An 11,236-nucleotide genomic window follows, 5' to 3' on the forward strand; every position below is an offset into this window, starting at 1 on the left:
CTGCCACCGTCTTAACGGCTCTGTACGGGGATATGTTGACGCATATCCCTTTTCAATTCAAATTATAACATAAACAAATAAAAAATACACGCTTTTTTCACTCATTTTGAGTCTAAAGGAGGTGCTAGCAATGCAAGATGATCGGCCAAATCCAGATGCGTTACTACAAGAGGCACGGGAGGCTTCTTCAGGAAAATTGAAAATTTATTTTGGCTATGCAGCAGGCGTAGGCAAAACGTTTGCGATGCTAAATGATGCCCGCGAAGAGCTTGAGCGCGGAGTGGCGGTTGTCGCCGGTTATATTGAGCCACATAATCGCAAAGAAACGATGCGGCTTTTAGACGGAGTACCTGCAATTCCGAAAAAATCGATGGCATATAAAAATATGAGTTTGGAAGAACTCGATGTTGATGCGGTTCTCTTGCGGAAGCCGGATATTGTGTTGGTCGATGAGCTTGCCCATACAAACGCACCCGGTTCGCGGAACAAAAAGCGCTATCAAGACGTGCAGGAACTGCTTGACGCCGGCATTGATGTGTATACGACGGTCAACGTCCAACATATTGAAAGCCTAAATGATATTGTGGAAAACATTACGCAAATTGCAGTCAAGGAAACGGTTCCGGATCAATTTTTTGACCAAGCTGATTTTGTCAAATTGATTGACATTGAACCAGATGAGCTGTTGAAGCGGTTTAGCGAAGGGAAAATTTATGAAGCGGAACGCGCCGCGCTTGCGATGCACAAGTTTTTCACAAAAGAGAATTTGAAGTTGCTTCGGGAAATTGCGATGCGGAAAGTGGCTGACCGCATTAGTTTTGAGAATGAACAGACGATTTCCTATGCGGAGAAGCGCGCGAGTATGAAGATGCTCGTCTGCATTAGCGCCTCAAAGTCATCGCAAAAATTGATTCGCTGGACGGCGCGTGCGGCAGAGGCTTTTCACGCGACTTGGACGGTGCTTTATGTGGACGACGGGGATACGGAAAGCTTGCCGTTCGCTGAGAAGAAGACGCTGCAAGAGAACATCGCGCTCGCGGAAAAATTAGGCGCGGATACGGTCACGATAAACGGTCACAATTTGGGCGAAACAATCGCCGAATACGCCAAGCTGTCGGGTGTGACGAATATCGTTCTCGGAAAATCCAAACGCAAATCTTTTCTTTTGGGAAAATTGGGGACCGATTTGGAAGACGAACTAATTGACTCCCTGCAAGCAATTGAAATCCACATCATTCCAAGCGGCCGCAAAGAAAAAGCAAAACCGCATGCGTGGACATTTAAAAATATACTTACGTGGCACGACACCGCCAAAATGTTCGCAGCCCTCATTTTAGCCACCTTAATTTCGGCTGGTCTATCCGAGCTTGGCATTGGCGATCAAAATATCATTATGGTGTTCATTTTATCCGTGCTCGTCATTTCCCGAATGACGTCAGGCTATTTATACGGAATTATCGGGTCACTTCTTGCCGTACTTATGTTTAATTTCTTCTTCATGACGCCGCTGTACACCTTCAATACCGTTCAAGCCGGCTATCCAGTCACATATGGCATCATGCTACTTGTCGCCTTAATCACAAGTGCGCTCACGGTTCGAGTGAAAAAAATTGCCAAGCAAGCCGTTGTCAGGGAGCGCCGTACGGAAATTTTATACGAGCTCAATCGGAAACTGCTTGTCACCCGCCAACTAGACGGCATTTTAGAGCTAGTCACAACCTATCTCGTCCGCCTGCTCGGTCGCTCGGTCATCGTGTACGCGGAAGACCCGAAGGAACACGGAGCGGGGACCTTTTTACAAGAAGAAGAGGAAGCCGGTGCAATCGCAATGCTCTCAGAAGGTGAGCGCGCCGTCGTGCACTGGGTGTTTAGAAGCGGCAAAGAAGCAGGGCAGGCTACGGACACGCTTTCTGGGGCTGCAGGATTTTATTTACCCGTTATTTCTGGTGGGAAAATTTTAGGTGTCATTGGGATTTTTTGCGACCCTAAAAAAGAAGCGCTCACACAGGATAATCGATTGTTCTTGCGAATGGTCAGCTCGCAGGTGGCCACTTCGCTTGAACGGCAGAAGCTCTCAGACGAACAACGCGAAATCCTAATTGAAGCCGAAAAAGAACAAATGCGCAGTAATTTGCTGCGCGCCATCTCGCATGATTTGCGCACGCCGCTCACCGGCATTCTAGGCGCCAGCTCGGCGCTACTTGAAAATAAATTGGACGAAGAAACTCGCACGAAGCTCGTCTTGGATATTAAAGAGGATTCTGAATGGCTCATTCGAATGGTTGAAAATTTACTTTCTGTCACACGGATAAACGAAGGAATGCTCACGGTAAACGCCGACTTGGAAGCGCCTGAAGAAGTAGTAAGCGCAGCGGTAAGACGAATTCGTAGCCGATTTTCAAACCGAAAAATCACCGTTCGAGTCCCAGACGAAGTCGTTCTCATTCCCATGGACGGTACTTTAATCGAACAAGTTTTAATAAACTTAATGGAAAACGCGCTTAGACACGGCGGCGCGGATGCTGAGGTTTGGGTGAACGTGATTTTGGCTTCTGATGAGGTCGTGTTCACGGTGAAAGATGACGGCATCGGCATTCCGAAAGAGCGTTTTAGCCAGCTGTTCAATAATTTTGGCGTGGAGGAGCGCGACCGTGTGGATATGACGCGTGGTCTTGGCATCGGGCTTTCTATCTGCATGTCGATTATTCGGGCGCACGGTGGTAAAATGGAAGTGGCAGAAAATCCTGGCGGAGGGGCATTATTCCGCTTTACGTTGCCATTAGGAGGGAATTCGCATGCAAAATGACAAGCTCATTTTAATTATTGAAGATGAACCGGGTATCAGCCATTTTATGAACGCTATATTAAGTGCCAGCGACTATAAAACACTTGAAGCGCGCACAGGTAAAGAAGGTCTAAGCATGGCGGCTTCGCACGCCCCCGATTTAATTTTGCTTGATTTAGGACTGCCAGATACGGACGGGCTCACTTTGCTTAAAACCATTCGTTCCTGGTCTGACTTACCCGTAATTGTTGTGTCGGCACGACTTCATGAGCGCGAAAAAGTCGAAGCCCTCGACCTTGGTGCGGACGACTATATCACAAAGCCATTCGGCACGTCCGAACTGCTAGCCCGAATCCGAACAGCCCTAAGGCACAGTGCGCGCAAAACGCCTCGTGCGACTTCCGGCACCATTCAAATCGGCGACCTCCAAATTGATGCCGACAAACGCCTCGTCACCGTATCTGGCGAAGTCGTTCACCTCACTCCAATTGAATATAAAATCCTCCAAATGCTCGCCCAGCACGCCGGAAAAGTTTTAACGCACGACTTTCTAATCCGCGAAATCTGGGGCCCGTACGCCAATGAAAACCAAACTTTACGGGTTAATTTAAGCAATATCCGCCGCAAAATCGAACAAAATCCAGCAGAACCGCGCTACATTCTAACAGAAGTCGGCGTCGGCTACCGAATGGTGGAGGAGTGAAAAATGAAAATTTCAGACATGCAAAATTTAGGTAAAATCAACGAAGAAAAATTAAACGAAGCCGGAATTATGACCGCTGAACAACTTATTTCAGTCGGTACGGAAACCGCGTATTTAAAAACGAAACACCTTGTTGATGAGGGTGCCTGCCTACATTTCTTATACGCGCTAGAAGGCGCCATTTCGGATATCCCTAAAAAAGAAATCAGCTCAACTCGAAAAGCTGAATTAAGGGCGTTTTATAAAGCGAATGAACACTAAAAAGCAGAATTTCATGAATCCGCCATTCAAAAAATGGTTAGACATGAAATTCTGCTTTTTAATTAGCCTTATTTAAAACTCGTAATTTCCGTGGCATCCAAACGATAAGAAGGATAACCTGCATCTTTTGCTTTCCCAATTGAAAGAATCATAATGGGTGTGTAGCGTTTTGTGTCCATATCAAAGGCTTCAGCCACTTCATCGCGTTCAAAGCCGCCGATTGGATTTGTGTCGTAGCCGTAAGCGCGGGCAACGAGCATGAATTGCATCGCAACGAGGCCGCCGTCAATTAGGCTGGTGCGTTCTAGTTCGCTTTCAGGAGCGCTTGCAAACATTGCGCTTAAAGCAGGAAGTTGCTTGTCTTTCACTTCTTGCGGCATCAAACCTTTTGCAACCGCCGTACCGTAAATTTTTTCGCCATTTTCGAAAGCATTTTTATCCCCAAAAAGAATAATCATCGCAGAAGACGTGTCGTTTTGCGTCGTGTTAAAGCGCACTAGCGGGCGAAGTTTTGCTTTTGCTTCGGCCGTATCTGCCACGACAAAGCGCCAAGGCTGCATGTTAACCGAGCTAGGTGCAGTTGTCGCCTCATTTATCATTTCGAGCATTTCTTCGTGCGAAATTTTCACATTTTCATCGTAAGCGCGAATCGAGCGGCGATTCTTCATTAAGTCTTGAAAATCATTATTTTTGTACATCTGTATGCCTCCAAAGTTCTAATTTTATCGAACTATTGTACTTTAGCACAGAATGTTTTTATCGGCAAATAAATCGTCCTGTGATAAGATGGTTTTATGAAAACTTTATCTGAGGAAAATTTATTAATGATTTTGCAAGCACTCGCTGACCCGATTCGCTTGAAAATATTTCGTTGCCTGTTAAAAAACGGTGAGCGCTCCGTAAATTGCAGCGAATATCATATCGCCAAATCCACCTTATCGCACCACATTAAAATCTTAAAAGATGCCGATTTAATTCAACTACGAAAGGAAGGAACGACGCATATTTATTCAGTCAACGCGGAACTAATTGATGGTGCGCAATCGTTTTTTGATGTTTTAAAGTAGAGGAGGCCGACAATTGAATTATTTAGCCGATTTAGAAGAAGCGTACGCGCTAGGCTGTCATGATGCGCGGATTATCGCCGTGTTAGACCGTGTCATTTTAAGCGCCGGCGTCTACCAAGATCAAGCTGCCATTTTAGAAGCTCAAAGTTTACTATTTGAAGCAGCGACTTGCCAACAATTACGCGCCAAACAATTGCAAGCCTATGAGTGGTTGCGCGCAGAGTATCAAGATGGCAATCCAGAAATCGACTACGACGAATTAACCAAAAAATTAAACACCCGTCACTTTTCCACAAGCTGAAAAGTGACGGGTGTTTTTATCCACAAGTATAAAATATGTTACATCAGCCAATTGGATAAGCGTTTGTGGATAATGTGGATAACTATGTGCATAAGTATGCTAACGGAAGCGATAAAATCCTTCGCCAATTCGAAATTCTGTTTGGCTGATAACGTTTGATGTAGCGTCAAACACAAGCGCATGTAAGCGATTAGCTGACCCTTTTGTAAAATTCACAGCAATATCATCAAAAAACAACGAATTGTGGATAACCTGTAGATTAAAAAGTTCTGCCCAGTATTTCAACACGTATTTGGGGTTATCCACACGAATGTGGATTTCTTTAAGTGTGTGGTGAATTTTCGGCGTCGTCACCGTCTTTTTTTTCTGAATAAGTGGATATGCTAAGCCATTTAATGAGCCTGGAATGGCATAAAGCGGTTCAGCTTCATCGGCCGTTGAAATGAGTGTCAATTCGTGTCCTTTTTCAAAAAGGCGTTTGCGTAGGCCGTTTAAATCATCGGTTTCGAGGACAAGGTGCCCTAAAATTTGTTTGACCGGCAAAAAGGTGAGCGCCTCTTTTCCAAGGAAACTTTTAGATGCGGCTGTTTTTTCGGTAATACTTAGAAATTTGATATGTGGAAAACTAAATTCGGTTAAGGCAGACTGGGTGCCGGGTAGGCTACGCTCGTTGTTCGTATACAGTTTTAACCCAAAATGATGCAACTGAGTGCGGACCGCTTCTAAATCGTGGACGAAGTGGACGGCATGACTAACGGATAATGAATTCATTTTATTTGCTCCTTTCGACAAAAGAAAAACTCTCCTTTCAGAAAAAGAAGAGCGCCTAAAACAAACTCTTCTCATCTGCCAAGCTTTGCGCCTGCTGGATTTAGCACAGTGCCCGTAGGTCTGTTGCTGAGATTTCAACGGGCCAAGTCCCTCCATCTCTCTTGATAAGAATTCCGAGTATTTTCATTTGATTTATAAACATTAAACCATCTTTTTGGGGAAAAATCAACTTTGAGTGTTTTCGAATTGTTCAATTTGACTAAGGCGATTTGCGTGGCGCCCGCCTTCATAGTCCGTTTCGAGCCAAAGTTTCACGATATCGAGTGCAAGTCCCGGGCCGATAACACGGGCACCTAGTGCAAGGACGTTGGAATCATTATGTTCTCGTGTAGCATGCGCCGTAAAAGTATCCGAAACGAGCGCACAGCGAATGCCGTGTACTTTATTTGCGGCAATGCTCATACCGACGCCAGTCCCGCAAACTAAAATGCCGCGTTCAACTGCTCCGGTAGCGACTTTTTCAGAAACAGTGAATGCCAAATTTGGGTAGTCTACAGATTCTTTAGTTTCTGGGCCAAATTCTTCAAAATCGATTTTCTGTTCTTTTAAAAAGGCAATGATATTCTTTCGAAGTGCTATACCGCCATGATCGGAAGCGATGGCCACTTTTGAGATGTTCATTTAGATTCCTCCTAAAGGTTATTTATCTACATTATACACGTAAAAAATAATTTATAAAATGGAAGTTTTAAAAGTAGAAAAGTCGTCATAAGCCAGTCTGGATAACAATTGATAAAAGGTTTCAATTCGAATTAAATAAAGTATGAAATGTTCAATTTATTGTCACAAATACGATGAGTATATATGGTATAATTATACAGTGGGTTTATATCCATAAAAACATAAGAGGAGATGAAGAAATATGTCAGGACAAATTAGAATGACCCCTGCAGAACTTCGTGATCGTGCTAAAACATATGGCCAAAGTGGTCGCGAAATCGAACAATTGTTACAACGTTTATCTGGGCTTCAAGAAACTTTACGTAGTGAATGGGAAGGTCAAGCATTCCAACGCTTTGATGACCAATTCAACCAATTGCGTCCAAAAGTAACAGAATTTGCAAACTTAATGGACCAAATTGAAAACCAATTACAACGTACAGCACAAGCTGTCGAAGAACAAGACCAACAATTGTCTCAAAACTTTGGATTCAATTGATTTCCAAATTTCTATTTGTGTAGCTTAGTAGTACATATTCTGCTACGTAAGAAAAGCTGTGTAGCATTTGTTACACAGCTTTTTCTGAAAAATATACAATCTGACATTAAATTGAATACAATGAACGACATTATAGATATAAAAATAACAGCGGGAGTGAATTAAACATTATGAAGCGGAAAGTAAAATGGAACATTTTACTATTTTTAGTTTTGGCTGTTTTGCTTACGGCAGGAATTTCCTATCTGGGGCTTAGTCAAAATTTAAGTAAAGAAAAGACTACTCCGGATAAAAAAGACACACATAAAATGAGTATTGCCTTCGTTAATGAGGACCAAGGCGCGATGCTTTCGGGTAAGAAATATACATTCGGAGATGATATTCAAACGAGTGTTTTAAAAGATACAACACATGACTGGGCGACGGTAAGTCGGGGCGTGGCAGAAAGCGGCTTAAAACGAGATGTGTACAATTTAATGATTATCATTCCGGATAATTTTTCTGAAAAAGCTTTATCGCTTACTTCTACGTCGCCAGAAAAAATTCAAGTAAATTACAAAATTAATGATGTGGGTAATAATGATTTAAAAGTAGAGGCAGAAAAGACGGCATCCAATTTGGTGGCGGATATTAATCAGCGGGTTATCGACGTTTATTTTGCTAGTATACTGACAAACTTACAAGAAGCGCAAGATAATATTAGTACGCTCGTTGCGAAAGAAAAGAAACATACTTCGCGCTATGATAGCGCGGTGAAAGACCCGCTTTCCAACTATACAGATCAGTTTGGAACGGTTCAAAGTTATACAGGTTCTTCGAAGGAAAGTTTTTCTGGTTTTGAAGAATTATTAAAAAATCAGGAATCTTCTCTTGCAGACGCAAGTAAAGAAAATGCGGCATACCAAGAGTCTTTGAATAGTTTGGTTGCGATGCAGGAAAAAAATGCACCGTTTGGAACTACTTTTACGGATAACTTGCAAAAATATTCTGCTAGTATTTCGGCGGATTCTGTGCAAGGGCAACTTGCAGCGCTAGAACAAGCAAATGCCGTTTTATATGCGGAACTTCAAACCATGCAAGATTCTAATTCGTTAATGTCACAAACGCAAGCTCTGCAAAACTATATACAAGATGTCAACAGTCGGATTACTGATTTGGATAATCAGCTTAACACGACGATTCAAGCGGATATTCAAGAAGATATACAGAAGGAGCTTGCGCAAATTTTATCTGGTTCAGCAGGTGGCGAAAGCAAAAACTATACCATTCAAGAGCTACGTAATGACATTAATAATCGCTTTAAGAGTAAGCTAGAAGAAGAAATTAAAGGGTTGCAATATTTCACTCCAGAAGATGCTGCGATTCTTGGGATTGATACGGATGAGTACAATAATATAAAAGCATTAGCGGCGAAATTTATGTCGGAAAATGCTGATGATTTTTCGGACACGGAGTTGAATCAGACAGTCACTGATTTAACGATTACTAAACCAGTGGAAGATACATATAGAGCGATTCAGCAAAGGCTAGCGACGGAAGGTATACCGGTTAGTTCGCAAACTTTCTCGTTACCAGCAACGACAAAAAATACAGAAATTAAAATCAATCATGAAGACACTTTTCGTTTAGATAATATACAGGTATTTAAGATTGTTGATGGGGTAAGACAAGAAGTTTCTTATAGAAAAAAACTTGACTTAAAAGACGATGAAACGACGCTTACTTTTTCTCAAGAGGATGAGGCTGGAGATTATGAAGTCACTTTTACAGCATTTCTAAAAACGCCTGTACCAGAGGGATTCCGAATGTTTGGTACATTTGATGTGAGCATGATGGCGATCCAGTACACAGATCAAAATGTTGCTGTTACTGATAGTGGACTCACGCTAAATAAAACATTCATTCAAAAGGTTACACCGATTAAAATGAACGAACAGAGTTCTTATTACACAGAAGAAGATTTAACTGAAGATGTTACAAAGATGTTTAAAGAATTCCAAAAGATTTCACAGTCTTATGACCATACAGCGACTTTATTCCAAGTTTATTATGGTTTAGACCCGCTGGATGTGGGTTTTAATTTAGATGGGAAGTCACTAGCTGAACAAGCTACGGATGATTCTTACTATGCGATTTTTAATCGCGATAATTTGCTGGACAGTATTGCCGCAATGGCATCTGGGAATGTTACAAAGGCTTATAAAGAAAGTTTAGCAAGTTTTGAGGCGCAAATTGCTGCGTACAAAGAAACGATGGCCGAAGTTGAAACGCGTTCAAAAGATGTGGCAGAACGATTAGTGCATACAAGTTCAGAAGCGGCATCTCAAAATGAAAATTTAACCAAAATGTTAGAAGAAATGGCGACTTGGCAAGAGACGAGTCAGGCACTGTTAGAAGAAAATCAAGTCATTATGTCGAATGGTTCAGATGCTAACTCTGCAATTACGTCGATAAATGGTGACTTTAGTGGTCTTCTTACGCGAAGCCAGAGTTTGGCAGAGGCAACTAGCAGTAATTTGGAGTCAGCAGACGGCGTGTATAAAACGTTTGACTCACTTGATCAAGAAGCAAAAAATATTAAGTCAAGCGGTGAAGATTTAATTTCAGATGCGGGCACATTATCGAAAGACTTGGCGAAGAAGCTCACGGCTGATGAAACATTTTCTGATAATTTTTCGGATGTAATGTCGAATAGTCGTGTGGGAGATCGGCAAAATGAAAGCTTATATAATTTCTTGAGTAGTCCAGTTGAAAAAGTAAATGGTAAAACAATTGCGGCTGGCGATAAGGCGACGCCGTATTATATGGTGCTTATCATGACGCTCATCGCGCTTTTCACAAGTCATGTGATTTCTAGTCAGGAGAAAAAACGAATGCAGCGTGATGCGTTTAGCGAGGAACTTTCGATTGCATCGAAAAACTTACCAGTTACGTTCCTGACGGCTTGTGTGGCCATCGTAGAAGGTCTTATTATTGGCGTGATTTCTGGAAATATTTTTGATGCTCAGCAAATTGGGCTGTTCCTTTGGATCGGGATTTGTATCATTTTGATGCTCGTGTTGGTTATGGGATTCACCTATTTACTGCGCCAACTGCAAATGCTCGGCATGTTTATCATTTTATTCCTAGTCGGCACCTACCTTTTCCTAACAGATGCAGTGGGGTTAAATGTTGACCGTACTTCTCTTTTTGGGACGCTACAAAAGTATTCGCCGCTCCAGTATATAGAATTGCTGTTAAATCGTATTTTGAACGGAGAAAACAACTTTTTAGTGCTAATGTACATTTTTATTGGCGCAGCGGCAGTTTTTGTTGTACTTAACTTATTTGTTGTTCGAAAAACAACTCCGGAAAGTGAGGAAGTTGCTCATGAAGATATGTAAAAGCGTCATTTTTTCTCTTTTGCTATTAATGTTTGTGTCTGTTAGTGGCGCAACGGTTTTTGCGGAGAATGGTTATTTGGAAAATGACGGCAAAATGGAAATGAAAGCGGACCGTCTTCAAAAATCCGAGGAAGAAAAAACGCAAACAACCGAGCAAGAAAAAACAATGCTTGATGAACTCGGCTTACCACTTTTCACAGATGAGCTGGATAAGAAAATAGAGCAGCAAGAAAAGGAGCAAAAAGAGAAATATAAAGAGTTGCAAGATAGTTTATTTACAGGTAAAGAAGTGACAAATCAAACAGCAAAAGACACGCAAAAGAAACTTTTTGAGGGAAACTATGCTTTAAAGGCTGATGAGGAAGTAGTGGAAGACACGAAAGAAGATAAAACTTCAAACTCGATGATCGCCAGTATTGGCGGAATCGTTTTAGCGCTTGCGGGCGGCATTTATTTTGCTAGCCGGCACGTGATGGAATAGGAGGAAGAACATTGGCGAAACAAACACATCTAAACGTTACAGTTGATTTCACAAAGTGGGGTGCCACGCAAAAGGATTTGCGCATCCCCATTCATCAGCCGATTAAAGCGCTGATTTTAAATTTGGCGGAGACGCTTAAATTTGAGGGTGCGAATGATACGAAATATTCACTAAAGGCAACGAATAAAGGCATTTTATTAAGTGACGATGACAAATTGACAGATTACCCAATTACTGACGGGGACATTTTAGAAATTTTATAAAT

General features: G+C 42.1%; 12 protein-coding genes and 1 riboswitch. Of the genes, 9 read left to right on the top strand and 3 right to left on the bottom strand.

Translation table 11 applies throughout. From position 1 onward, the window contains the following. The first annotated feature begins 130 nt into the window (after positions 1-130). Genes BN1609_RS09885 through BN1609_RS09895 form a run of 3 tightly spaced genes read left to right on the top strand, consistent with a single transcriptional unit; the run spans position 131 to position 3,749 of the window. A complete protein-coding gene (locus BN1609_RS09885; protein WP_088840813.1) occupies positions 131-2,806 on the top strand; it encodes a sensor histidine kinase KdpD in 2,676 nt (891 codons plus the stop codon). After that, positions 2,796-3,488, top strand: a complete 693-nt coding sequence (locus tag BN1609_RS09890) for a response regulator (RefSeq protein ID WP_088810650.1) — start codon at positions 2,796-2,798, stop codon at positions 3,486-3,488. The genes BN1609_RS09885 and BN1609_RS09890 overlap by 11 nt, the downstream gene beginning before the upstream one ends. Positions 3,489-3,491: 3 nt before the next feature. After that, positions 3,492-3,749, top strand: a complete 258-nt coding sequence (locus tag BN1609_RS09895; RefSeq protein WP_088810651.1) for a TfoX/Sxy family DNA transformation protein — start codon at positions 3,492-3,494, stop codon at positions 3,747-3,749. A gap of 68 nt (positions 3,750-3,817) precedes the next feature. Here BN1609_RS09895 and BN1609_RS09900 read toward each other — a convergent pair whose 3' ends face one another. Continuing rightward, positions 3,818-4,447 (bottom strand): nitroreductase family protein, encoded by a 630-nt coding sequence (locus tag BN1609_RS09900; RefSeq protein WP_088816154.1) that lies wholly within the window; start codon positions 4,445-4,447, stop codon positions 3,818-3,820. A gap of 96 nt (positions 4,448-4,543) precedes the next feature. On the opposite strand from BN1609_RS09900, the gene BN1609_RS09905 reads away from it, so the two are divergent. Next, complete coding sequence (locus tag BN1609_RS09905; protein WP_088810653.1) at positions 4,544-4,816, top strand: helix-turn-helix transcriptional regulator; 273 nt, start codon at positions 4,544-4,546, stop codon at positions 4,814-4,816. Positions 4,817-4,829: 13 nt separating this feature from the next. Then, positions 4,830-5,117, top strand: coding sequence for a hypothetical protein (locus BN1609_RS09910; RefSeq protein ID WP_088810654.1), 288 nt, complete (start codon positions 4,830-4,832; stop codon positions 5,115-5,117). A 99-nt stretch (positions 5,118-5,216) separates the two neighbouring features. On the opposite strand, the gene BN1609_RS09915 is transcribed toward BN1609_RS09910, so the two are convergent. Beyond that, positions 5,217-5,888: a VOC family protein gene (locus tag BN1609_RS09915; RefSeq protein ID WP_088816196.1), complete on the bottom strand. Its 672-nt coding sequence runs from the start codon at positions 5,886-5,888 to the stop codon at positions 5,217-5,219. Positions 5,889-5,956: 68 nt separating this feature from the next. Continuing rightward, positions 5,957-6,059: riboswitch (SAM riboswitch) on the bottom strand. 54 nt (positions 6,060-6,113) lie between these two features. Then, positions 6,114-6,569 (bottom strand): ribose 5-phosphate isomerase B, encoded by a 456-nt coding sequence (gene rpiB / locus BN1609_RS09920; RefSeq protein ID WP_088810655.1) that lies wholly within the window; start codon positions 6,567-6,569, stop codon positions 6,114-6,116. 241 nt (positions 6,570-6,810) lie between these two features. Here rpiB and BN1609_RS09925 point away from each other — a divergent pair, with 241 nt between their 5' ends. From BN1609_RS09925 to BN1609_RS09940, 4 genes are all read left to right on the top strand, one after another. Next, positions 6,811-7,107, top strand: coding sequence for a WXG100 family type VII secretion target (locus tag BN1609_RS09925; RefSeq protein ID WP_088810656.1), 297 nt, complete (start codon positions 6,811-6,813; stop codon positions 7,105-7,107). Between the two features lie 170 nt (positions 7,108-7,277). Continuing rightward, on the top strand, positions 7,278-10,490 hold the full coding sequence (esaA, locus tag BN1609_RS09930; protein ID WP_088840814.1) for a type VII secretion protein EsaA: 3,213 nt from the start codon (positions 7,278-7,280) through the stop codon (positions 10,488-10,490). Beyond that, complete coding sequence (gene essA / locus BN1609_RS09935) at positions 10,477-10,971, top strand: type VII secretion protein EssA (RefSeq protein ID WP_088840815.1); 495 nt, start codon at positions 10,477-10,479, stop codon at positions 10,969-10,971. Before esaA ends, essA begins: the two co-directional genes overlap by 14 nt. 11 nt (positions 10,972-10,982) lie before the next feature. Next, positions 10,983-11,234, top strand: a complete 252-nt coding sequence (locus BN1609_RS09940) for an EsaB/YukD family protein (protein WP_088810659.1) — start codon at positions 10,983-10,985, stop codon at positions 11,232-11,234. The last annotated feature ends 2 nt before the right edge of the window (positions 11,235-11,236 follow it).

The sequence above is a fragment of the Listeria sp. ILCC797 genome, assembly GCF_900186185.1.
Classification (GTDB): Bacteria; Bacillota; Bacilli; order Lactobacillales; family Listeriaceae; genus Listeria; species Listeria goaensis.

What these genes read in the sequence shown, in the direction of transcription:
- BN1609_RS09885 (WP_088840813.1), top strand. Translation starts at nt 131, where the DNA reads ATGCAAGATGATCGGCCAAATCCAGATGCGTTACTACAAGAGGCACGG.
- BN1609_RS09890 (WP_088810650.1), top strand. Translation starts at nt 2,796, where the DNA reads ATGCAAAATGACAAGCTCATTTTAATTATTGAAGATGAACCGGGTATC.
- BN1609_RS09895 (WP_088810651.1), top strand. Translation starts at nt 3,492, where the DNA reads ATGAAAATTTCAGACATGCAAAATTTAGGTAAAATCAACGAAGAAAAA.
- BN1609_RS09900 (WP_088816154.1), bottom strand. Translation starts at nt 4,447, where the DNA reads ATGTACAAAAATAATGATTTTCAAGACTTAATGAAGAATCGCCGCTCG.
- BN1609_RS09905 (WP_088810653.1), top strand. Translation starts at nt 4,544, where the DNA reads ATGAAAACTTTATCTGAGGAAAATTTATTAATGATTTTGCAAGCACTC.
- BN1609_RS09915 (WP_088816196.1), bottom strand. Translation starts at nt 5,888, where the DNA reads ATGAATTCATTATCCGTTAGTCATGCCGTCCACTTCGTCCACGATTTA.
- rpiB (WP_088810655.1), bottom strand. Translation starts at nt 6,569, where the DNA reads ATGAACATCTCAAAAGTGGCCATCGCTTCCGATCATGGCGGTATAGCA.
- BN1609_RS09925 (WP_088810656.1), top strand. Translation starts at nt 6,811, where the DNA reads ATGTCAGGACAAATTAGAATGACCCCTGCAGAACTTCGTGATCGTGCT.
- esaA (WP_088840814.1), top strand. Translation starts at nt 7,278, where the DNA reads ATGAAGCGGAAAGTAAAATGGAACATTTTACTATTTTTAGTTTTGGCT.
- essA (WP_088840815.1), top strand. Translation starts at nt 10,477, where the DNA reads ATGAAGATATGTAAAAGCGTCATTTTTTCTCTTTTGCTATTAATGTTT.